18 protein-coding genes are annotated in these 21,962 nt (G+C 69.8%); 7 read left to right on the top strand and 11 right to left on the bottom strand.

What is annotated here, in order from left to right; translation table 11 throughout:
- Nucleotides 1–8 precede the first annotated feature (8 nt).
- From BJY22_RS14500 to BJY22_RS42940, 4 genes are read right to left on the bottom strand one after another with little or no spacing between them, the layout of a single operon-like run.
- Nucleotides 9–896, bottom strand: a complete 888-nt coding sequence (locus tag BJY22_RS14500; protein WP_337758673.1) for a carbohydrate ABC transporter permease — start codon at nt 894–896, stop codon at nt 9–11.
- Nucleotides 893–1,795: a carbohydrate ABC transporter permease gene (locus BJY22_RS14495; protein WP_167207071.1), complete on the bottom strand. Its 903-nt coding sequence runs from the start codon at nt 1,793–1,795 to the stop codon at nt 893–895. The genes BJY22_RS14500 and BJY22_RS14495 overlap by 4 nt, the downstream gene beginning before the upstream one ends.
- Complete coding sequence (locus tag BJY22_RS14490; protein ID WP_167207069.1) at nt 1,782–4,811, bottom strand: alpha-mannosidase; 3,030 nt, start codon at nt 4,809–4,811, stop codon at nt 1,782–1,784. The genes BJY22_RS14495 and BJY22_RS14490 overlap by 14 nt, the downstream gene beginning before the upstream one ends.
- Complete coding sequence (locus tag BJY22_RS42940; protein ID WP_167207067.1) at nt 4,811–6,067, bottom strand: DUF4185 domain-containing protein; 1,257 nt, start codon at nt 6,065–6,067, stop codon at nt 4,811–4,813. Before BJY22_RS42940 ends, BJY22_RS14490 begins: the two co-directional genes overlap by 1 nt.
- A 108-nt stretch (nt 6,068–6,175) precedes the next feature.
- Between BJY22_RS42940 and BJY22_RS42935 the strand changes: the two genes are divergently transcribed.
- Nucleotides 6,176–8,170: a galactose-binding domain-containing protein gene (locus BJY22_RS42935; protein WP_167207065.1), complete on the top strand. Its 1,995-nt coding sequence runs from the start codon at nt 6,176–6,178 to the stop codon at nt 8,168–8,170.
- A 13-nt stretch (nt 8,171–8,183) separates the two neighbouring features.
- Here the strand turns inward: BJY22_RS42935 and BJY22_RS14475 are convergent, their stop codons facing one another.
- Nucleotides 8,184–11,141 carry a GH92 family glycosyl hydrolase gene (locus tag BJY22_RS14475; RefSeq protein WP_202891112.1) on the bottom strand — a complete coding sequence of 986 codons (2,958 nt, stop codon included), beginning with the start codon at nt 11,139–11,141 and terminating at the stop codon, nt 8,184–8,186.
- A 590-nt stretch (nt 11,142–11,731) separates the two neighbouring features.
- On the opposite strand from BJY22_RS14475, the gene BJY22_RS14470 reads away from it, so the two are divergent.
- A complete protein-coding gene (locus BJY22_RS14470) occupies nt 11,732–11,917 on the top strand; it encodes a hypothetical protein (RefSeq protein WP_167207061.1) in 186 nt (61 codons plus the stop codon).
- Nucleotides 11,918–12,296: 379 nt separating this feature from the next.
- Here the strand turns inward: BJY22_RS14470 and BJY22_RS14465 are convergent, their stop codons facing one another.
- Entirely contained in the window at nt 12,297–13,127 is an 831-nt protein-coding gene (locus BJY22_RS14465) for a phosphotransferase (RefSeq protein WP_167207059.1), read from the bottom strand.
- Nucleotides 13,128–13,181: 54 nt separating this feature from the next.
- Between BJY22_RS14465 and dapD the strand changes: the two genes are divergently transcribed.
- Both dapD and BJY22_RS14455 read left to right on the top strand, forming a co-directional pair.
- The gene (gene dapD, locus BJY22_RS14460) at nt 13,182–14,120 is read left to right on the top strand and encodes a 2,3,4,5-tetrahydropyridine-2,6-dicarboxylate N-succinyltransferase (protein ID WP_167207057.1); all 939 of its coding nucleotides are present in this window, start codon (nt 13,182–13,184) and stop codon (nt 14,118–14,120) included.
- 100 nt (nt 14,121–14,220) lie between these two features.
- Nucleotides 14,221–15,198, top strand: coding sequence for a VldE C-terminal domain-containing protein (locus tag BJY22_RS14455; RefSeq protein ID WP_167207055.1), 978 nt, complete (start codon nt 14,221–14,223; stop codon nt 15,196–15,198).
- A gap of 160 nt (nt 15,199–15,358) precedes the next feature.
- Here BJY22_RS14455 and fdxA read toward each other — a convergent pair whose 3' ends face one another.
- Nucleotides 15,359–15,685: a ferredoxin gene (fdxA, locus tag BJY22_RS14450; RefSeq protein WP_012923087.1), complete on the bottom strand. Its 327-nt coding sequence runs from the start codon at nt 15,683–15,685 to the stop codon at nt 15,359–15,361.
- A 116-nt stretch (nt 15,686–15,801) separates the two neighbouring features.
- Between fdxA and BJY22_RS42930 the strand changes: the two genes are divergently transcribed.
- Together BJY22_RS42930 and BJY22_RS14440 are read left to right on the top strand one after the other, a co-directional pair.
- Nucleotides 15,802–16,755 (top strand): GNAT family N-acetyltransferase, encoded by a 954-nt coding sequence (locus BJY22_RS42930; protein ID WP_337758670.1) that lies wholly within the window; start codon nt 15,802–15,804, stop codon nt 16,753–16,755.
- Between the two features lie 82 nt (nt 16,756–16,837).
- Nucleotides 16,838–17,275, top strand: a complete 438-nt coding sequence (locus BJY22_RS14440) for a type II toxin-antitoxin system PemK/MazF family toxin (RefSeq protein ID WP_167207054.1) — start codon at nt 16,838–16,840, stop codon at nt 17,273–17,275.
- A 7-nt stretch (nt 17,276–17,282) separates the two neighbouring features.
- On the opposite strand, the gene BJY22_RS14435 is transcribed toward BJY22_RS14440, so the two are convergent.
- Complete coding sequence (locus BJY22_RS14435; RefSeq protein WP_167207052.1) at nt 17,283–19,067, bottom strand: VanW family protein; 1,785 nt, start codon at nt 19,065–19,067, stop codon at nt 17,283–17,285.
- A gap of 112 nt (nt 19,068–19,179) precedes the next feature.
- Nucleotides 19,180–19,698, bottom strand: coding sequence for a flavin reductase (locus tag BJY22_RS14430; protein ID WP_167207050.1), 519 nt, complete (start codon nt 19,696–19,698; stop codon nt 19,180–19,182).
- Between the two features lie 102 nt (nt 19,699–19,800).
- Here BJY22_RS14430 and BJY22_RS14425 point away from each other — a divergent pair, with 102 nt between their 5' ends.
- Nucleotides 19,801–20,745: a DMT family transporter gene (locus BJY22_RS14425; RefSeq protein ID WP_167207048.1), complete on the top strand. Its 945-nt coding sequence runs from the start codon at nt 19,801–19,803 to the stop codon at nt 20,743–20,745.
- On the opposite strand, the gene mshB is transcribed toward BJY22_RS14425, so the two are convergent.
- Nucleotides 20,684–21,595, bottom strand: coding sequence for an N-acetyl-1-D-myo-inositol-2-amino-2-deoxy-alpha-D-glucopyranoside deacetylase (gene mshB, locus BJY22_RS14420; RefSeq protein ID WP_167207046.1), 912 nt, complete (start codon nt 21,593–21,595; stop codon nt 20,684–20,686). The two genes, BJY22_RS14425 and mshB, sit on opposite strands and share 62 nt — an antisense overlap.
- A 48-nt stretch (nt 21,596–21,643) precedes the next feature.
- Nucleotides 21,644–21,940 (bottom strand): LuxR C-terminal-related transcriptional regulator, encoded by a 297-nt coding sequence (locus BJY22_RS14415; RefSeq protein WP_167207044.1) that lies wholly within the window; start codon nt 21,938–21,940, stop codon nt 21,644–21,646.
- Nucleotides 21,941–21,962: the final 22 nt, after the last annotated feature.

Genomic DNA, 21,962 nt, shown 5'->3' with positions numbered 1-21,962 from the left:
TCGCGGGGTCATTTCGCGATGGTTCCGAGGGCACCGAGGCCCTCCATGAAGTAGCGCTGGGCGAGGAAGAACAGCACCAGCGGCGGTACGACGAACAGCAGGTTCGTCGCCATGTAGTAGTTGTACTGAGAGCCCGCCTGGTCCGACAGGAACGCGGCCATGCCGAGCGGCAGGGTGAACTTCTTCGCGTCCTGCAGGTACACCAGCGGACTCAGGTAGTCGTTCCAGGCGAACTGGAAGGACATGATCGCGACGGTGATCCAGACCGGCTTGGTCAGCGGCACCATGATCCGGGTGAAGATCATCCAGTGCCCCGCGCCGTCGATGGTGGCCGATTCGTCCAGGTACCGCGGGATCGACTGGTAGTACTGCCGCGCCAGGAACACGAAGATCGGGCTGCCGAAGAACGCCGGCAGGATCAGCGGCACCCAGGTGTCGATCAGCCCCAGGTTGATGTAGAGGTGCTGCAGCGGAATCAGCCCGACGATGCCCGGTACGAAGATGCTGCCGGAGATCAGCGCGAACCAGAGCCGGCGGCCCGGGAAGTCGATCCGGGAGATGCCGTAGCCGACGATCATCGAGCTGACCACGGCGCCGATCGTCGACAGCACCGTGACGATCACGGTGTTCAGCAGCAGCCGGTAGAAGCCGATCTGGGCCGGGCCGTCGACGAAGTTCGAGACCCGGAACTCCCGGGGCAGGAACGCCGGCGGCAACTGGTTGATGTCGCCGTTGCCCTTGAGCGCGATGCTCACCATCCACACCAGCGGCAGCAGCATCGAGACCGCGAGCAGACCGCACAACGCGTACCAGGCAAGGCGCGAGACCATGAAAGGAACCCGCTGCGTCAGTGCCACCGAGCGCCCGACGGCGAGGGACTCCGCCGCCGCGGTCACGATCCCTCTCCCTGGTACACGCGGTTGCGGGTGAGCCGCAACATCACGACGGTCACCAGCATCACGATCACGAACAGCACCCAGACCTCGGCGGTCGCGTACCCGAGCTGCGGCGAGGTGATGAAGTCGGCGAACCCGTCGTTGTAGATCTTGTACATCAACAGGTTGGTCGAGTGTCCGGGTCCGCCCTTGGTCAGGATCGCCACCTGGTTGAAGGTCTGGAACGCGGCGTTCATCGCCAGCATCAGCTGGAGCATCATGATCGGGCCGATCATCGGCAGCGTGATCCGGGTGAACCGCCGGAACGCGTTCGCGCCGTCGACCTTCGCGGCCTCCTGGATCTCGTCCGGTACCGCCTGCAGGCCGGCCAGGAAGATCATCATCGTGCCGCCGACGCTCCAGACCCCGACGATCAGGATCGCGGGCAGTGCCACGTGCGCGTCGCCCAGCCACAGACTGGTCGGCAGGTGCAGGAACCCCAGGATCTGGTTGGCCAGGCCGTACGTCGGGTCGTAGATGTACTTCCACAACGTCAGAACGGCGACCGCGGGCAGCACCACCGGCAGATAGAAGATCGTCCGGAACACCTTGACGCCCCTGATCGACCGGTTCACCACGACCGCGAGCGCCAGCCCGGCGAGCAACGTGGCCGGCACCGAGATGACCACCCACAGCACGGTCACCCGCAACGACGGCCAGAACGTCGGGTCGCTGGTGAACAGGAACTTGTAGTTCTCCAGGCCGACCCATTTCGCCGGCGTCAGGCCGTTCCACTCGGTGAACGAGTGGTAGAGCGACGTCACCATCGGATAGGCGACGAACAGCAGCAGCCCGATGATCGCGGGCGAGATGAAGCAGTACCCCAGGATCGTGTCCCGTCGGCGCTTAGTCATCCTCATCGCCGGTCACCTCCTGGACCCGGATCCGCACGGTCAGGAGCTGGAACGGGCGCAGCGCGAACCGGACCGCGCCCTCCTCGACGTCGCAGCCCTCGAGCGGCCGCTCCAGCAGGTCCACGATCTCGGCGCCGTGGGCAACGAAGTTCCAGCGCAGCCGGCCCGTGGGGCGGGCGCCGAGCGACTCGTACAGCCGGACGACCACGTCCCCGGAGCGGTCCTCGGCGAGCTTCACCGCCTCGATCACCACGCCGTCCCCGTCGACCGCGACGATCGGCGCCGGCACCGCCGTACCGCGAACCTCCCTGACGGGCAGGTTGAGTCGCAGTCCTGACTCGACGGCGTCCCCGATCCCCGCGCCGGACACGAGCGTGTAGCGCGCGTGGTGGCGGCCCTGGTCGGTCTCCGGATCGGGGTAGCGCGGTGCGCGGAGCAACGACAGCCCGATCCCGGTGCCGGCGCGACCGGCCAACAGGTCACCGGGCTGTCCCGGCAGCCGCCGGATGTCGTGCCCGTACGTCGAGTCGTTGGCGATCGCGACGCCGAAGCCGGGCTCGCCGACGTGCACCCACCGATGCGCGCAGACCTCGAACTTGGCCTCGTCCCAGGTGGTGTTGTCGTGCGTCGGACGACGCACGTGCCCGAACTGGATCTCGGCGGTCGCCTCCGACGCCCGGACGTCCAGACCGAAAGTCGCCTTCAGCAACTTCTCGCGCTCGTGCCAGTCCACGTCGATCGCGAACTGCACCCGGTCCGCCCCGGCCGGGACGGTGATCGTCTGCTCGTACGCCGACGCACCGTGCGACCGGCGTACCTCGACCACCACCGCGTCGGGGCGCTCGGTGACGCGCAGCGAGTCGATCGTCCGCAGCGGGGCCGCCGTCGCGCGGTACGACGCGTCGAGATCCCAGGCGTCGAACGCGTTCGGCAGGTCGTGATGCAGGACCAGGTCGTTCAGCCGGGCGCCGTCGGCGACGAGCTCGCGATCGTGGCGGGTGTCGACGAGCGACGTGATCGTCCCGTCCGCGGCAATCGTGAGCCGGAGTACGCCGTTGTCGACGAGCCACTGGTCGCCGTTGTACCGCGCCGTCACCGCCTGCTCGACGGGCGCGGGCCGATCCGTGGCACCGAGCGCCGGGACGCCGGCGACGGCCATCGGTACGGCGTTGAACCGGATCGTCGTGTCGCCCGCACCGGCCAACGCCGCGAGCGCGCCGGCGATCAGGTCCTCGAGCTCCACGCGTACCCCCTCGTACGCCGCCCGCGCTTCCCGGTGGACCCACGCGATCGAGGAGCCAGGTAGCACGTCGTGGAACTGATGCAGCAGAACGGTCTTCCAGATCCGGTCGAGCGCGTCGTACGGGTACGGCACTCCGGTCCGGAGTGTTGCCGTCGTACACCACAGCTCCGCCTCGCGCAGCAGGTGTTCACTGCGGCGGTTGCCGCGTTTCATGGCCGCCTGCGACGTGTAGGTACCGCGATGGGCCTCCAGGTAGAGCTCCCCGACCCACACAGGTGCGTCCGGGTACTCGGACTCGGCGCGCTCGAAGAATGCCGTCGGCGTCAGGTGCTCGATCGGCGGCGCGCCTTCGAGATCGGCCTGCCGGCGCGCCCGCTCCATCATCAGCGCGGTCGGTCCGCCGCCGCCGTCGCCGTGCCCGAACGGGACCAGCGAGGTCGTCGCGCCGGCATGGTCGCGGAAGTTCTTGGTCGCGTGGTTGAGCTCGGCCGGCGTCAGTTCGGACAGGTAGGTGTCGACCGGCGGCAGGTGTGCGAACAGTCGCGTGCCGTCGATGCCTTCCCACCAGAACGTGTGGTGCGGGAAGTGGTTCGTCGGGTGCCAGGCGAGTTTCTGGGTCAGGAACCAGCGGAACCCTGCCAGCGCGGCGATCTGCGGGAGCGCGGCGGAGTACCCGAAGGAGTCCGGCAGCCAGACCTCGCGCGGTTCGACGCCGAAGCGTTCGGCGAAGTACCGCTTGCCGTGCACGAACTGCCGGACGAGCGCCTCGCCGCCCGGCATGTTCGTGTCCGACTCGACCCACATCCCACCCGCCGGGACGAACCGGCCGGTCGCCACTGCCTCGGTGATCCGGGCGAACAGCTTCGGTTGGTGCTCCTCGATCCACGCGTACTGCTGCGCCTGCGAGCAGGCGAACCGCAGCTCCGGATAGTCGTCCATCAGCGCGAGCACGTTCGCGAACGTCCGCGTGCACTTGCGCACCGTCTCCCGCATCGGCCACAGCCAGGCGGAGTCGATGTGCGCGTGCCCGACGGCCGCGACCCGGTGCGTACTCGCCGCCGACGGCACCGCGAGCACTGGAGCCAGCTCGGCCCGGGCGGACTCGACGCACTCGTGGATCCGGTCCGGATCGATCACGTCGCAGGCACGGTCGAGGGCCCGCAGGATCTTCGACCGGCGCGGATCGTCCGCGGCCAGCTCGACCGCCCACCCGATCACTACATCGAGATCGACCGCCAACTCCTCCGCGCCGCGGTCGATCGAGACCACCGCGGCCCGGCGGAAGCGGTACTGCGGTTCGCCGCCGCCGTCGAGCCCGTCGCCGAGGGCGGTCGGCCGGAACGCCCGCGCGGCGATGTCCGGGTTCGCCGCCGCCTCGACGTACAGGTCGATCGTGGCCGTGCCCGGGTCGAGCCGCACGTACTGGCTGCGCGGATGGACGCCCTTCACGATGCTGCCGTCCGCGCGGTACACCAGGCCCTCGCACTGGAAGCCTGGGCCGCCGTCGAAGCCGAGATCGACCACTACCGCCGCGTCCCAGCCGGCCGGGACCTCTCCCTGCAGGCGGAACCACGCGGTCGTCCACGCTGGCCCCCACGCGGACCCGGCGGTGAACGGTTCGAACGCTCCGGCCGTGGCCTGCTCGAACGGCTCGGGCTCACCGGCCAATCGCCATACGCCGATCCGCAGCGGCGCCGACCGGTGCTCGACGGCGGGACGGACCCGCTCGTCGAGCATCCGGCGTGCCCGGTCGACGGTGCGTTGTGGATGCTGGTGCATCACGACCCCTTCGGGGCGCGGGCGAAGCGCACCTTGACGAGCATCTGCGCACCGGTGGACGAGGTGTAGTACGTGTAGTACTTCGTCAGGCCGTCGGCGCTGGTGTACTCCGGGTGCGCGAACGCGGCGTACTCGACGCCGCTGGTCTTCGCGGCGGTGAAGAGCTTGCTCGGCGTGCTCCACGGGCCCCATGGGGTGGGCGCCGTCTGGTACATCACGTCCTGCGCCAGGAACTGCATGAACGTGTTCACGTACGCCCCGAACGCGCTGTCCCAGTAGACGGTCGATCCGGCGGCGCCGTTGGCCTTGACCACCACGGCCTGGCCCGGATCCGTGGACCACTGCGGGTTACCGTTGCTGTCGGCACCGACGTAGTAGCGCCACTGCGAGATGTCGGTGACGTTCGCGACCGGGACCTTCGCGACACCGCAGCCGTCGAGCGTGCACTTGCCGTACCCGTAGAGCGTGTCGCCGACCAGCACCATCGCCTGGCCGCTCCAGTCCTGGCCCACCGGGAAGAACAGCGTGTCGTCGGTGCCTTCCGGGCTTGGGATGTCCGCCGGCCTGTTGGTCGCGGTGAGCCGGGTGATCGTCTTGCTGTTCATGTCGACCGAGACCAGGCCGGTGCCCTGCGCCTGACCGACGAAGCCGGACTCGCACGGGGTGCCGACCCGGCCGCCGCGGCAGAGCTTGCCGTACGACACCAGGATCCGGTGCCGGGCCTGGTCCACCACGGCCGGACCCGGCCAGTGCGCGAACACGGTCCCGCAGTACTCGTCGGTCGAGTTCGTGCAGTCGGCGGACGCGTGCTCCTGCTGGAAGGCGAGCTCCGCGGCGGAGAACGGGACGAACTCCGGGGGTACGCCGGTCGAGTGCTCGTCGAGCGGGTTCGCCGACGTCAAGGTGATGTTGTCACTCGCGTCCAGGTCGCTCGTGGTCGCGGCGGTGCTGGTCAGGAAGCCGTCGGGGTTCTTCAGGATCGTGTCGTCGAAGAACCACACCGACTGGTTGCCGTAGCGGACGCTCTGCCCGTTGTCGCGGGCGGCGTTGTGCGGGTTCTGGGTGATCGGGCCGAGCTCGGTCGCGCTCTCGACCACCAGGTTCGAGGCACGGTGCGGGCCGGGTTGGGCGACGGGTGCGGGTGGGGCCGGTACGGACTGTTTGGCCGGTGCGGCGGCCGTGGCCAGAGCCGGCGTGGACAGGGAGGCGGCGGCCAGCAGGGCCGCGGCGAGGAGGGGAATGCGGGATTGACGCACGGTTGGTACTCCCTCACTGAGTGACAACAACGAGTGCGAAGCGATTTTGATGATGTCAACGTTGACATAGCCTTGTCAACGTTGACATTTCTTCCTAAGGTCCGTGCGGTGACCACCGTTTCCCGCCGTACCTTCCTGCGCACCCACGCCGCTCTGGCCACCGGCCTGAGCGTCTCCGCCGCACTGCCGGCGACCTCCTGGGCCTCGTCGGCCACGCCCTCGTCCGGGTCCTCGTCCGGGTCCTCGTCCGGGTCTGTCACCCGGCCGCTCGCCGCCTCCCGGGCGGACGAGTGGACCCGGCTCTTCGACCGCCGGTCCGGCTGGATCGGCGCGGACGGGATCTACTCCGTCCCGCTCGACGGCCGCGACGGCCTCGGCTCGGCGACGCCCGGCTCGCGGACCGCGTTCATCTTCAGCGACACCCGGATCGGCACCGTGGATCCGGGCGACCTGACCTACCGTCAGACCGGATTCGTCAACAACTCCGCCGCCCTCCTCGTCGGCGCCCGCCCCGATCCTCGCCGCACCACCTTCGTCACCGGAGAGACCGGTGCCTTCGGCAACGGGTTCTGGATGAACGACGGGATCGCGATCGACGGCACGCTGTACGCCACCGGGTTCGCCCCGGACGCGAACTGGAACGCCGACCGCGTCGACCTGATCGCGGTACCGCTGAAGGACGGGGTCCCCGACTACACCGCCGTACGCCGGACCCAGGACGTCGGGCTGCTGGTCAGGGACAGCACCTACATCGTGATGTTCGGCGTCGGCATCACCCCGGGCGCCGACGGTTACGTGTACGTCTACGGCTACCGCAACACGTTGACCGACGGGCACAAGGACCTGGTCGCCGCCCGGGTTCCCCGCGAGCAGTTCGCCGACATCGCGGCCTGGCGGTTCTGGAGCGGTACGGCGTGGAGCCCGGACATCACGGTCAGCGTGCGCGACGCCGCCGTACTGCATCCCGACGTGTCGACCGAGTTGAGCGTGACACCGATCCCGACCGGGCGGTACGCCGGGAAGTACCTGCTGGTGTACCTGCGCAACGTGATGTCCACAGCGCTCGAGTACGCCGTAGGCACCTCGCCGATCGGGCCGTTCTCGCCGGGCATGCGGTTCTACAACTGTCCCGAGCCGTACGTGTACGCGTCCCAGACCGAGGGCGCGACGTACTGCTACAACGCGAAGGCGCACCCGAGTCTGTCCGAGGACGGGCGGCTGCTGATCAGCTACAACGTCAACCGGGTCGGTGCGGATCCGCTGACCACGGAGATCTACCGGCCACGGTTCGTCTGGCTGGACCTGCACCGGCCGGCGGACGAGCCGGCGGCCGCATGTGCGAGCACCGACGTGGCCGTCGTACGGGATTGGACTGCGGGGCCCGGTGATCATCTGGTACTGGAACTCGGTGGGCTGCGCACGATCTCCGGGTATCGCGTCAAGCATGCCGGGTACGAGGGCAGTCCGGCGCCGAGCGCGTGGAACACCAGGGATTTCACGATCGAGGCGGCGCAGCGTGCCGCCGGGCCGTGGCAGGCGGTGGATGTTGTCAACGGCAACATCGAGAACCTCACCGACCGGCGCTTCGAGCGGCCGGTGGTCGCGCGGCACCTCCGGCTGACCGTGCACCGGCCGACGCAGTCCGACGACACCACGGCCCGGGTGCTGGAGTTCGCGGCGCTGGCCGATGCGCGTTCCGACGTACCGGATCTGGCGCGCTACCGGCCGGTGGTCGCAGACGCCGCCAACAGCACCGCGCACCACGTGACCGATCCCTCCGAGGACGTGTGGGAGAACGCCTCGGGGCACGCGACCACATGGTTGTCCGTCGACCTCGGCGCCGACCGCACCGTCGGGCGGTACGTCGTCGAGCACGCCGGCGTACCGGACCTGAACACGCGCGACTTCCTGCTCCAGTCGAGCGACAACGACAAGCAGTGGACCACCCGAGACACGGTCACCGGCAACACGTCCGCCACGACCGAGCGCACCGTAACGCCGTTCACAGCGCGCTACGTTCGCCTGGTCGTCACCCGCCCGGTGGCCGAGTCTGTCGCCGAGAAGACCACTCGCGTCCGCAGCCTCAACATCTACCCAGCCTGATCCGGAGCAGGCGTCAGTGGAGGAGTTCCAGTTGGGCGAGGGTGGTGGGTGTGGCCGTGGTGAGGCGGTAGTGCTGGTACTGGCCGGGGTTCTTGATGGTGAAGGGACGGAGTTGGCGGGGCCAGCGGAAGGACTGGTCGGCGCGTTCGTCGAGGACCGTCCACGTGGTGCCGTCGGTGGACGCCTCCAGACGCCAGCTGCTGGGGCCCGCGGCGGAGCCTGAAGTCAGGGTGTAGAGGGTCGGGGCCGCGGGGGCGGCCAACGACCACTCGACAGCCTGGTCGACGGTGGCCTCGGTGGCGGAGGTGTCGTCGAAGAGGGGGTTGTCGGGGTCGGTCGGGATCAGGTCGACAAGCGGGCTCGCGACGGCGTCGCCGGTAGTGAGGGCGGGCGGGAGTTCGAGGGTCGCCCAGTCGGACGGTTCGGCGCCGAGGGTGAAGTCGAGTTGTGTGGCCGCGGTCAGGTCCGCGTGGGTGATGGATGCTACGGGCAACTGCTTGCCGTCGACCTGGAGCTCTTGTACATAAGGGTGTTCGGGGTTCGCGGCGGTGATCGTGAACGGACGGCCGCCGAGCGGTGCGACCACCGCGCGCGGGAAGAGCGGCGAGCCGATGGCGTACTCCGGGGCGCCGACGCGGAGCGGGTACAGACCGAGGGCGGCGAACAGGTACCACGCCGACATCTCGCCGTTGTCCTCGTCGCCCGGGTACCCCTGCCCGATCTGCTCGCCGACGTACAGCCGGTCCAGCACCTCGCGGACGATCGCCTGGGTCTTCGACGGCGTACCGGCGTAGTTGTACATCCAGGCGATGTGGTGCGCCGGCTGGTTGGAGAACCCGAACTGTCCCATCCGGACCGCCTGCGCCTCGACCATCTCGTGGATGACGATCGAGTACGTGCCCTTCTTCACCGCGAGCTCGGGCGTGCTGAAGAACGCGTCGAGCTTCGCCCCGAGACCGCGCGGACCGCCGTACAGATTGGCCAGGCCGCGCGGGTCGTGCGCGACGTGGAACGCGAAGTTCCACCCGTCGGTCTCGGTGAAGTCGCCGCCCCACTCCTCCGGGTCGAAGTCGGCCGGTGACTTGGCGAATGTCCCGTCCGGCCGCCGCCCCTGGAAGAAGTTCACGGACTTGTCGAACAGCAGCACGTAGTTCAGTGACCGCCGGCGCAGGTACTCCGCCTCTTCCAGCAGCTCGGCGCGGCGCTCAGCGGGAACGGACGGATCCGCGGCGAGCCGGGTCGCCATCGCGGCCAGACCGAAGTCGTTGAGGTACGCCTCGAGCGACCACGACACGCTCTCCTCGGTGTCCGTGCTCACGTAGCCGGCGAAGAACCCGGTCTCGACCCCCTTCCGCCCGACCTCGGTCGCCGCCGGCGCGACGGTCGCGTTCCGCAGGCCGGCGTCGTACGTCGCCAGCGGGTCCGGCAACGCCACGTCCTTGAGGTACGCGTCGGCGAACGACACGTCCGAGCTGGTCCCGGTCATGCAGTCGGCGTACCCGGGCGACGACCACCGGGCGATCCACCCGCCGTCGCGGTACTGCTGCACGAACCCGTCGACGAACTCGGCCGTCAACGACGGGTAGAACAGCGCGTACGCCGGCCATGCGGTCCGGTAGGTGTCCCAGAATCCGCTGTTCACGTACATCTTCCCGGGCTTCACGACCGCATTCGTCTCGCGCGCGGTCGCCGTACCTTCCGTCGGCAGGACCGGACTCGCGTAGCGGTAGTCCGGCACGTCCGGCGTACCCGCGTTCTCGAAGTGCGAGTTGGGGTAGAGGTTGAGCCGGTACAGGTTGCCGTACACGGTCCGCAGCTGCGGCGGGGTCGCGCCCTCGGGGCGGATGACCTGCAGCCGCTCGTTCCAGATCGCGTTCGCGGCGGCCCGGATCTCGTCGAACGTCCGCCCTTCGAGCTCGAGCGCCAGGTTGTGCCGCGCCTGGTCCACGCCGATGAACGACGTCGCGATCCGCAACGTCACATCGGGTACGCCGAAACTCGCGGCGCGGGCGTTCGCGCGGCCGCCGTGCGCTGCACCGAAGGCGGCCGGAGCTGTCGAGAACAGGCCGTAGCAGTACATCCGGGTGCGGCCGAACTCCGAGCCGTTCTCGACCCAGCCGGTGAGCGCGTTCCCGTCGTACTCGAAGGCGCCGTTCTCGTCGATCGTGTCGAAAACCAGGTGCCGCCCCGGCGCGTCCGCGGGGAACGTGAAACGGAAGATCGCGCCGTGGTCGGTCGGGGCGAGCTCCGCGTGCACGCCGTTCGCCAGGCGGACCGCGTAGACGTCCGGCCGCGCGATCTCGTCGTCGTGGCTGAACGCCGCCGCCCGCTCGGCCGGATCGCCCAGCGGCTCGGCGGCCGCGACCGGCATGATCGTGAGCTGGTCGCGGTCGCCCATCCACGGGCTCGGCTGATGGGAGAACGTGAGGCCCTGGAGCTCGGGCCGGTTGTCCGCGTTGTTGGCCCGGTGGTACTCGTACGGCCAGCGGTGGGTCGAGGCGTTGGTGACCGGGGTGAGGAAGTTGAACCCGTTCGGCCAGGCGGTGATCGGGAGCGTGTTGCCGCGGGAGAAGTCGTGGCTGGCGTTGGTCCCGCGACGCGTGTCGACGTACGCCGCGAGGTCCGAACCGTCCGGCTCCGGCGGCGCCGGCCCGACCTCCACGTCGTCGATCCAGCCCGCGAACTCGTGCCCGGCGTCCGGTGCGTCCACCACCAGCACGAGCTCCGCGATCGTCCGCCCCGCCGCGGCAGTCAGGTCGATCTGGACGTCGTTCCACTGGTCGGCGTACAGGATCTTCGCCGCGCCCTGCCCCGCCGCGTCGGCCGGCTGACCGTACTGGTCCCGCGCACCGTCCAGCCGCGTCCCGTCCGCGAACACCACCTCGACGGCCGCGTACGTCGCCGCGTAGCTCAGCCCCGCGTCCAGCTCCGGATAGATCTTGTACCGCAGCCGATCCCCCGCCGCAACCACGCGCCCGTCCCCTGGCAGCCCGACCTCCTGCCGCCCACCACTGGTCCCGGAATACCGCGTCCCGTGAACCCCACTGAACCCCGCCCGCGAACTCGTAGGCCCACCCGGCCCGCCACCCACCTGAATGATCACGGCGCAATCCTACGAATCCGCCCGGCGCCTCCCTCCGGCCGGATCGCCACGCAGGCAGAAGTGCCGGAACTGGCCCGCAACACGCTGAAAAGCCGACTTGTGCGTGCGTGGAGGTACACACCTCTCCCTCGGGATCAGTGGGGTGGGTCCGGAGGGATGTTGCCTGCTCGGACCCAGGTATGTAGTCGCGGGCTGTTCGGTCCGCCGGGCGGAGGTGGAGACCGGCAGCCACGGCTCGGGTGTTGTCGAGGTGGAAGGTGCCGTCGTTGGAGCCGTCGTGGGGTAAATGGAAGCGGTCGACGGCGGGGGTCCAGTCCATCGGTGGGGCGGCGGGTACTACGGAGCGCCAGGTGGCGGCCAGGGCGGCGAGGGTGTGGGTGGGGCCGACTGCGTTGAAGGGGCCAGGGATGCGGTGCACAGTGAGGTGGAGGAGGAAGGCGGCGAGGTCGCGGGCGTCGATGTACTGGACCGGTTGCTCCGGACGGGCGGCGCATTCCATCGGGAGGCCGTGGGCGAGGGCCCAGCCCCAGTTGCCGAAGTCCGGGTTGTACGGGCCGATGACGAAGCCGGAGCGGACGGCGGCGGTGCGGTCGCCGAAGGTGGCGGTGAGCAACGATTCGCAGCGGACCTTCGACGGGCCGTAGAGGTCCATCGTGAAGCGGTCCTCGGGCGCACCCTCGGGCCAGTCCAGCAGGGCGGCGGACTCGGTCATGCCGACGGCCGTCTTGCCGGCGTACACCGCGATCGACGACATGTACGTGTAGTGACCGCAGCGGTCCCGCAGTACGGCCGCACTCAGCGCCACGTCCCGGACCAGGAAGCCCGACATGTCGATCACACCGTCCCACTCGCCGGACGCGAGCGCCTCAGGAGCGGAGCGATCCCCGGCGATCCGGCGTACGGACGGGAACAGCCCGGGATTCGTCAGGCCCCGGTTGAACAACGTCACCTCGTGGCCGTCGCCCAGCGCGGCCTCGACGACGTGCCGGCCGAGGTTCTTCGTCCCGCCGAGCACGAGAAGCCTCACGACAGCTCCCCGACCACGTCCGCCAGTTCGGCCAGCAGCGGCTCGACCCACTCGCCGGATCCGGGGATGGTCCGCGTCCCCTCCTCGATCACGAACGTCAACGCGAGCAGGCAGAAACACGCCCCACCGACCAGCACCTGCCGGTCGACCACGGACGGATCCGCCCCGGCGGCCTCGACGTACCGCCCCACGATCGGGCCGCGGTCGTGGCCGAGGGCAACGGCATCGCGGACCAGGGTGTAGAGGTCGCTCAGGTACGGCGCGACGTACACGAGCGGCCAGTCGACCACGGTCCACCGGGTGCCGTCGGTGACGAGGTTCTTCGGGACGAAGTCACCGTGCACGACCCGCAGCGGCTCCTCCCGGTGCAGCGCGGCGAGCGCCTCGATCAGCGGCGAGAGGTCGAACGAGATCCGTCCGATCCGCCCGGCGAGCTCCTTGACCCGCTCGGGCGGGAAGCCGCTCGGCCCGGACACCGCCCGGTCCCCGATCCCGGCGAGCAGCTCCGCCGCGGCGAGGAAGCCTTCCGCGGTCGGCTCCTGCTCCAGCGTCACCCGTCCGACGTCCTCCAGCACGAGTACGCCGCCGGCGCCGGACAGCAACCGCGGCGCGGGCAGCTCCAGCGGTACGACGTACCGCTCGTACGCCGCGTCCTCGCCGGACTGCGTGTCCGTCCCGCGCTTCACGATCACGCTCCGCAGCCCGTACGACAGTCGCCACACCTCCGACGAACCCCACTGCCGCAGCAACTCCCCGTGCACCGCGTCCAGCCCCGGCGCGCCGGTCGCCTCCAGCACCACGTCCCCAGGAATCCACGCAGGAAGCATCCGAAAAGTAGACCACGGTGAAGCGCCGCCCGCTGCGGAATTAGGGTGTGGGGTATGACGGAGAACGCCACGCACGCCTGGGGCTTCGGCCTCGCCACCGTTACGACCGCCGGCGACGTCCTGGACGTCTGGTTCCCGGCGCCCGCGCTCGGGTCCCGGCCGGACGACGCCAAGGCACCGGCCGAGCTGGTCGCCGCCGAGGGGAACGACGACCTCCGGCAGGTACGGCGTCAGGTCGTGGCGACCGAGATCGCGCTGCAGGACGCGCCGAGCGGTACGGCGGACGCCTACCTCCGGCTGCACCTGCTGAGCCACCGCCTCGTCCGCCCGCACGGCGTGAACCTGGACGGCATCTTCGGCGCCCTCCCGAACAACGCGTGGACCTCGCTCGGCCCGGTCCCGGTCGACGACATCGAGAACGTCCGGCTGCGGGCCCGCGCCGCGGGACAGCACCTGAGCGTCACCAGCGTGGACAAGTTCCCCCGGATGACGGACTACGTCGTACCGTCCGGGGTCCGGATCGGCGACGCGGACCGCGTCCGGCTCGGCGCGCACCTCGCGGCCGGGACCACGGTCATGCACGAGGGCTTCGTGAACTTCAACGCCGGCACCCTCGGGACGTCGATGGTCGAGGGCCGGATCGTCGCCGGGGTCGTGGTCGACGACGGCAGCGACATCGGCGCCGGCGCGTCGATCATGGGCACGCTGTCCGGCGGCGGCAAGCAGGTCGTCTCGATCGGCAAGCGCTGCCTGCTCGGCGCGAACGGCGGCACCGGCATCTCGCTCGGTGACGACTGCGTGGTCGAGGCGGGCCTGTACGTGACCGCCGGCACCAAGGTCACCCTCCCGGACGGCAGCGTCGTGAAGGCACGCGAGCTGTCCGGGCAGCCCGGTCTGCTGTTCATCCGGAACTCGGTCACCGGCGCCGTCGAGGCTCGTCCGCGCAAGGGCGAGGGCATCACGCTCAACGAGGCCCTGCACGCGAACGCCTGATCGTTCGAAAGTATGAATTCGCCAACCGGCGTGAGGCTCGGCACGTCAACCTGTTCGTGAGGCAGGAACCTGTCACCCGCCTTCGAACGTTGGGAGCGGTATGCCGATGAAGCGTGGTGCCGTGGTCGCCCTGGGTGCCATCGGCGTGCTCAGCCTCGCGGTCGGTGCCGGGATCGCCTGGCTCGGCGGCAAGCAGGTGGGTAACCTCCTGCCGCCGAGGGAGCAGTGCACGGCGACCGTCAACGGGCAGATGGTCGTGCTGGACTTCGAGCAGGCCGAGTCCGCCGCGATCATCGCCGGCGTCGCGGTCCGCCGGGGCCTCCCGGCGCGGGCGGCGACGATCGCGCTCGCCACGGCGTACCAGGAATCCGGCCTGCGGAACCTGGCGCACGGCGACCGGGACTCGCTCGGCCTCTTCCAGCAACGGCCGTCACAGGGCTGGGGTACGGCGCAACAGGTCCGCGACCCGCACTACGCGGCCGGGAAGTTCTACGACGCCCTGGTCAAGATCCGGAACTACCAGACGCTCGAGATCACGGTCGCGGCCGACCGGGTGCAGCGCAGCGCGTTCCCGAACGCGTACGCCGACCACGAGGCGGACGCGCGCGTTCTGGCGTCGGCGCTGACCGGCCAGTCCAAGAGCGTCTTCAGTTGCACCGTGAACACCGACGCGGTGCCGCAGGAGACTATGGGAAGCACCGGGCTGACGCCGCGCGCGGACGCCGTACGGAAGGACCTGCTCCGGACGTTCGGGAAGGTCTCGACGGGCGGGTACGCCGCCGGCGGGGTGCGGACCGGGCACATGGAGGGGTCGGCGCACTACGACGGGCGGGCGGTGGACGTGTTCGTCCGGCCGATCTCGGCGGCGAACACCACGAAGGGCTGGGCGATGGCGCAGTACCTGGTCGCCCGGGCGGACCTGCTGAAGATCAAGACGGTCATCTTCAGCGACAAGATCTGGACGGCGGGCGGACGCTCCGACAGCGGCTGGCGGGACTACAACGCACCGGACCGCGCCGGGGACCCGAAGATCCTCCGCCACCTGGATCACGTCCACGTCGACGTCCTCGAGCAATAAAGGAGGGCGCCCGCACCGGACGCCCCACTTCATGTAACAGACCGCTTACTCGTCGTGTTCCTACGGGGGCAGGGCTGCGAACCCGCCCACCCCCGCGTTTTTTCTATTCGTCGTGTTCCTGCGGCGGCAGAGCCGCGAGCCCGCCCACCCCCGCGTTTTTCTATTCGTCGTGTTCCTGCGGCGGCAGTGCCGCGATGAACGGGTGATCCTTGTCGATCTTGCCGAGCTTGGACGCGCCGCCCGGCGAGCCGAGGTCGTTGAAGAAGTCGACGTTCGCGGTGTAGTAGTCCTTCCACTGCTCCGGCGTGTCGTCCTCGTAGTAGATCGCCTCCACCGGGCAGACCGGCTCGCACGCTCCGCAGTCGACGCACTCGTCGGGGTGGATGTAGAGCATCCGGTTGCCCTCGTAGATGCAGTCGACGGGGCACTCCTCGACGCACGCGAGGTCCTTCAGGTCAACACACGGCTGCGCGATGACGTAGGTCACTGCTACTCCTCCTATGGCAGGCAAGCGCAGCGCTGACTAGGGGTGCTGCGATGCGGTGATGCAAGTGTCTCTAGTATCACGGTAGTACTTCGCCCACTGTGCCAGGAGTCCGGATCGTGTCAGGCCCCAAAGTGGGACTTAGGGCCCGTGATATCGGCCACCGTGTCGTCGTCCGGCACCGCATTCCCGGCGGGCTGACCGACATCATCGGTGTGCTGCAGGCGTGGACCCCCCAGCTCGTCACCGTCCGGCACACCGACGGCACGGTGCACGATATCCCCGCCGCGGACGTGACCGCGGCCAAACCGATCCCCGAGATGCCGCTCCGCCCGGTCGACGTGGAACAGTTGTTCCTCACGACCGCGCTGGGTCGCCCGGCTGTCGAGACGTCGTCCATCGGCCACTGGTTGCTGCGGGCATCCGCCGGCTGGACCGGCCGCGGCAACTCGCTCCTGCCGGACGGGGACCCCGGTATGCCGGTCGCGGACGCCCTCCAGCAAGCGATCGCGTTCTACAGCGCGCACCGTCTGCCACCACAGGCCCAGGTCCGCGTCGGCAGTCCCCAGGACAGGGAGATTCGCGCCCTGGGGTGGGTCGATGCGCGCCCGGAGCAGTCCGACGTACTGGTCATGCACACCACGCTGGACCACGTGAACGGCCTGCCCGAGTACGACGTCCACCTGACCGCCCAGCCCGATGACGCGTGGTACGCGGCTGCCTTCGAAGGTCCGGTACCGGACGTGGCACCGAAGGTTCTCGAGGGCGCGGCGAAGGCCGTGTTCGCTTCGATCACGCTCGACGGCACCGTGGCCGCGGTCGCGCGCGGGGCGATGACCGGCCACTGGCTGGGCGTCGACTGCGTCCGGGTCGGCGCGGACTTCCGGCGCCGGGGACTCGGTACGGCGATCGTCCAGGGGCTGGCGCGCTGGGCAGGACCGCTCGGCGGCCGGCGTACCTATCTCGAGGTCCTGCAGGAGAACGCCACGGCGATGGCGACGTACACGCGCCTCGGCTACCGGGAGGCGTACCGCTACCGCTACCTGACCGGCCCGGTGAGCCGTACCCGCTAGGCCCTGTCTGGCGATCCAGATGCCGTGCCGAGTGCCCCGCAGTAGGCGCTGGATTGCCAGACAGGGTCTAGGCTCCGGTGGCATGGCGGATCACGTGGTCGAGCGGCCGGAGTACGCGGGGGACTTCGAGGGCACGGTGCAGGTGGAGTACACGCCGCATCCGGACGACGGGGTCGCGGATCCCGGTGAGATCGTCTGGACCTGGGTGCCGTTCGAGGAGGACCACAGCCGGGGCAAGGACCGCCCGGTGCTGGTCGTCGGCTGGGACGAGCCGTACCTCCTGGCGCTGATCCTGACCAGCAAGGACCACGACCGCGACGCCGCCGACGAGGCCCGCTGGGGCCGCGTCTGGCTGGACATCGGCAGCGGCGCCTGGGACCGGGACAACCGGCCCAGCGAGGTCCGCCTGGACCGCGTCCTCCGGATCGACCCGCACCAGGTCCGCCGCGAAGGCGCCGTCATCGACGAGGCCATGTTCCACCAGGTCGCAGCCGGCCTCCACAACCTGCACCCTCGCTGAGCTGGGGTCAGCTGGCGGGACGGGTGGTTGTCGTAACGCCGGAGGGTTTGCGGCCCGGTGGCGTCGTGGCGCCGCCCGGTGGCGGCGTGGGGGTGGTGCCGGGCTTCGGGCCGCAGCGGATGTCGTCGGCCGCGTTGTACTTGGTCGTGAACGACTCGGTCTTCTGCCGTACGCCGTTCTTCGCGAAGTACCGGTAGACGGTGATGTCGAAGCCCGGGGTCGGCGCCTGCGGCTCGCACTTCGCGGCGGTGTTGTAGACCACCTTCGGCTGCCGGAAGTTCGACTTCGCCGACTGCCCGGCGGTGACCTCGGCGAACTTCGTGCCCCAGATGATCACCCGGATGCTGCCCGAGCTGCCCGGCGTCGACGCCTTGAAGATCGTCTGCACCAGCAGCCCGTGCCCGGAGTCGTTGAGGAACTTCAGGTCCACCGACGGCCAGGCCACGGTCGCCTCGCGGCCGACCGGGTAGCGCGAGATGTAGACGCTGTGCGCCTTGTGCGCGACGATCTTCAGTCCCGCGAAGAACGCCGCGTTGAAGGTGGTGGTCGCCGACTGCGAGACCCCGCCGCCGAAGTCCTTCTCGAACTTCCCGCCGCTGATGATGTAGCCCTCGGCGAACCCGTTCTCCTTGGTCCGCTCGCCGACGACGTTGTTCAGGCTGAACTCCTCGCCCGGCTTCAGCAGCGTCCCGTTGATCTTCCGCGCGGCGGTCCCGATGTTCGTGTTGCGGTACGGCGCGTGCGGGAACTGGGTGGTGAAGTCACCGATGTTCTGGGTGATCCCGAGCGCCGTCGCCTGCGCGGTGGTGAACTTCGCCTTGGTCGGCGTCAGCGGTACGGCGGCCCGCCGCTCGCCGGTCGGCTTCGGCAGCACCGACAGGATCGCCGCCCCGATCTTCGTGCGGTCGACGACCAGGCCGTCGACGGCCGGGACGACCTTCGGGCCGGCGCCGACGATCTGCACCGAGGCGTCCTTCGGCAGGGTCTCCAGGGCCTTGAACCGCTCCTGGAACAACGGCTCCAGGGCCTTGGTGTTCAGCGCCGGGATGACCTTGCCCTCCTGGACGCTCAGCGACAGCGCCGGGGCGAGCTCGGACGGCTCCAGATCGACCGACTTGGACCCGACGCTCAGCCGGACCGGCCCGGACATCGCGGGCTCGGCGAAGTCCGTCATCGCCTTCTCGATCGCGTCCGACCCGGCCTGCGGCTTGGTCACGCCGACCGGCAGTTCCTTCGGCTTCCCGTCGGAGGGGTACGCCGCGCGCACGGCCGCCGGCGCCTTCGCGGTGTCCAGCTCGAGCCCCTCGGCCGGGTCGTGCTTGACCGGCTTGGTGCCCTTGAACGTGATCGTGCCCTCGGTGGCCTTGCGGTTCACCTGGCCGGCCAGCTTCCCGACGGCGGCCTTCAGCTTCGCGTCGTCCTGGGTGATCACCGGTTCGACCGCTTCGCCGCCGGTGAGCGCGCGCCAGATCCGGCCCGGGGCCAGGCTGCGGCCCGCGCCGGCCTGGTCGACGGTCTTGCCGACGTCCACCGACAGCCCGGCCTCGGCCGGCACCACCTGGAACTTCGACCCGCCCGCCTGGAGCACGATCGGCGCGTTCGCCCGGTCCTCGAGACCGGCCGTCAGCTTGGCCTTGGCGTCGTCGGTGGAAAGGCCGCCGAGCGGAATCCCCAGCACGGTCGTGTCAGCGGGAATCTTGTCACCGGCGAACGCGAAGGCGGCGCCGTACCCGACGACGATCACACCGAGTCCTGCCGCGGCGATGATCCCCGCGAGCTGCTTTCTCCCCACCGGACGAAGTCCTCCTGCTCGAGCCTTGGTCAGGGCACAAGCGCACATCCTACGGGACGCGGCAGGCCGTTCCACCCCTCGGGGCAGCCCTTCGATACCCCGGGAATCACGCTCAGTCGCCGGGCAGTTCCCGGTAGTGACTGGAGTAGTAGATCAGTGCGCCCGGGTCGTCGGCCGCGCCCGTTCCGAGGCTCAGCACCTCGCCCACCACGATCGTGTGGTCGCCGCCGTCGTACGTCGCCCAGGTCCGGCACTCGAGCCACGACAGCGCGCCGTCGACGGTAGGACACCCGGTCTTCGGGCCGGCCGTCGTACCGATGCCGTCGAACTGGCTGTACAGATCCCGCCCGGACCGCGCGAACCGGTCCGCGATCGGCCGTTGCGCCCCGGCCAGCACAGACACCGCCCAGTACCCGCAGTCCAGTACGGCGGCATGCATCCGGACGCCCTTGTCGACGCAGACCAGGACCAGCGGCGGATCGAGCGAGACCGAGGTGAACGCATTCGCGGTCATCGCGTGGGCGACGCCGTCCTGGAGCGTGCTCATGATCGTGATGCCGGACGCGAACCGGCCGAGCGCCGCACGGAACTCCGCGGGCGCGACACTCCCACCGGGCTCCGACGCGGACACCCCAGCAGGTTATGCCCGCAGGCAGGTTGACGCCTCAACCTGGCGTGTGGGACCTGTCACGCCGCCCGCATCACCGCCGTGGAGCGGGGTACCGGACAGGCGATGGCTGGTGACCGGCAGGGCTCCCGGCACCGAGCCGGGCCCGCGGTTCGGCTCGGTGCCGGAGCACTGTTCATCTCGGTCTCGTCGGTCCTGATCGACCTGGCGGCGACGTCGCCGGGCACCGCCAGCTTCTACCGCTGCGCACTCTCCCTGCCGTTCCTCGCCGTGGCCGCATGGTTCGAGCGCCGGCGCCACCGCGCACCGGGCCGCGACGAGATCCTGCTCGGGCTGCTCGGCGGCGCCTTCTTCGCGGGCGACATGCTGCTGTGGACCCGCGCGATCGCCGAGGTCGGCGCGGGCCTGTCGACCGTCGTGGTCAACGTCCAGGTGATCGGCGTACCGCTGCTGGCCTGGGCGATCGACCGCGAGACGGTCCCACGGCGCTTCGTCGCCTGGGTGCCGGTGATGATCCTCGGGGTCGCGCTGACAGCCGGCCTGGTGGACGGCGGCGCGGCCGGCACGGATCCGGTCCGGGGGACGATCCACGCCGTGATGGCCGCCGCCTGCTACTCGGTCTTCCTGTACCTGCTGCGGCGCAGCGGCCTGGAAGGGCGCCCGATCCAGAACTACTTCGCCGTGATCGCGTCGGCCGCCGTGGTCTCGCTGGTCGCCGGGTGGTGGTGGCGCGGCGTCGACCTCACGCCCGGCCTACGGGTCATCGGCTGGCTGATGGGCGTGGCGGTGGCCGGAACCGTCGTCGGCTGGCTGCTCGTCGCGACGTACTCCCCGCAGCTGCCCAGTCATGTCGGGGCGGCCCTGCTCATGCTGACGCCGGTCGGCGCGCTCGCGCTCAGCTCTGTCGTGCTGCACGAGCGGCCGACCGTCCTGCAGCTGATCGGGTCGGTGCTGATCCTCGGCGGTGCGTACTTCTCCGGTAACCGGCTCAGAGGCCGGCGAACAGGTCGTGCTCCAGACCGTCCGGGCCCGGCGCCGGAGTCCCCTTGACCAGCCGGTACGGCTCGGAGGCCCAGATCTGGTTGCCGTTGTTGTTCGACAGCGCGAAGAACGGGCCGTCGACCGTGATCTGGGTGGCGTGCGCCTTCATCGCGTTCATCTTCCGGTCGATGAACTCCTCGCCCTCGATCACACAGTCGATCAGCCGGTCCGGCGTGATCATCGGCGGCATCGGGCCGTCCGGGTCCATGCCCTCGAACGTGGTGGTGTCACCGGCGTCGCGGAGCGCCCGCAGCTGCTCGCGCATCCGGGACTCGGCCATCGCGGTCCAGTAGATCTTCGGGATGTCCCAGGCCGGGCCGAGATCCTCCCGGTAGGAGCGCGCGGCGGCCAGCGCGGCGCCGTACATCGCGACCCGGTGCGCCTTGATGTGGTCGGGGTGCCCGTAGTTGCCCCACTCGTCGTAGGTCACCAGGACCTGCGGACGGAGCTCACGGATCACGGGGACCAGATCGTTCGCCGCTGCGACCAGGTCGGCCTGCCAGAAGCTGTCCTTGCGGGTCTGCGGCGGGACGTCCGCGTTGCCCTCGTCGTTGTAGATCATCCCGGTGTCGCGGTACTTGCCCGGGCCGCCGAGGAACCGGTGGTCGGTGACACCGAGCTCGGCCATCGCGTTCGCGAGCTCGCCGATGCGGTGTTCGCCGAGGCCGTCGTCCTGGTCGGAGGCCAGGTGCGCGAGCTCGGGGACGAGGACCTCGCCCTCCTCGCCGAGGGTGCAGGTGATCAGGGTGACGTGCGCTCCCTCGGCCACGTACCGCGCCATCGTCACACCGTTGTTGATGGTTTCGTCGTCCGGGTGGGCGTGCACCAGCAGCAGCCGGCGCTCAGCAAGCTCAACCATGCCGAAAGCCTACGTCGGCCCGCGGACAGTTCCGGACGACTCCGGTGCTCAGCCGAACCGGCGGACCAGCAGGCACCCGGCCTGGAAGCGCGACTTCGCGCCGAGGCCGGCGATCAACGCGCTGATCTCGGCGCGGATCGTCCGCAGCGAAAGCCCGAGCTCGTGCGCGATCGCGGCGTCCTTCGCACCGGTCGCCATCATCCGGCCGATGGTCACCTGGCGGCTGGTCAGCTCCTTGACCGCGGCGGGGGCGCGCCGGTGCGATCCGAGCTCGTACACCTCGCAGACCACCTCCGGCGCGAAGTCTTCCCTCCGCACCACCGGAACAGCCGGGTACACCGACATACCTCACTCCTCCCCAAGAGAT

It is taken from the genome of Kribbella shirazensis (genome assembly GCF_011761605.1).
GTDB classification, from domain to species: Bacteria; Actinomycetota; Actinomycetes; order Propionibacteriales; family Kribbellaceae; genus Kribbella; species Kribbella shirazensis.
Note: the sequence above shows the minus strand (reverse complement) of the source record. Positions and strands in the feature narration are given on the sequence as shown.

What these genes read in the sequence shown, in the direction of transcription:
- BJY22_RS14495 (WP_167207071.1), bottom strand. Translation starts at nt 1,795, where the DNA reads ATGAGGATGACTAAGCGCCGACGGGACACGATCCTGGGGTACTGCTTC.
- BJY22_RS14490 (WP_167207069.1), bottom strand. Translation starts at nt 4,811, where the DNA reads ATGCACCAGCATCCACAACGCACCGTCGACCGGGCACGCCGGATGCTC.
- BJY22_RS14470 (WP_167207061.1), top strand. Translation starts at nt 11,732, where the DNA reads ATGTACTGGACCGGTTGCTCCGGACGGGCGGCGCATTCCATCGGGAGG.
- BJY22_RS14465 (WP_167207059.1), bottom strand. Translation starts at nt 13,127, where the DNA reads ATGCTTCCTGCGTGGATTCCTGGGGACGTGGTGCTGGAGGCGACCGGC.
- dapD (WP_167207057.1), top strand. Translation starts at nt 13,182, where the DNA reads ATGACGGAGAACGCCACGCACGCCTGGGGCTTCGGCCTCGCCACCGTT.
- BJY22_RS14455 (WP_167207055.1), top strand. Translation starts at nt 14,221, where the DNA reads ATGCCGATGAAGCGTGGTGCCGTGGTCGCCCTGGGTGCCATCGGCGTG.
- BJY22_RS14440 (WP_167207054.1), top strand. Translation starts at nt 16,838, where the DNA reads ATGGCGGATCACGTGGTCGAGCGGCCGGAGTACGCGGGGGACTTCGAG.
- BJY22_RS14425 (WP_167207048.1), top strand. Translation starts at nt 19,801, where the DNA reads ATGGCTGGTGACCGGCAGGGCTCCCGGCACCGAGCCGGGCCCGCGGTT.
- mshB (WP_167207046.1), bottom strand. Translation starts at nt 21,595, where the DNA reads ATGGTTGAGCTTGCTGAGCGCCGGCTGCTGCTGGTGCACGCCCACCCG.
- BJY22_RS14415 (WP_167207044.1), bottom strand. Translation starts at nt 21,940, where the DNA reads ATGTCGGTGTACCCGGCTGTTCCGGTGGTGCGGAGGGAAGACTTCGCG.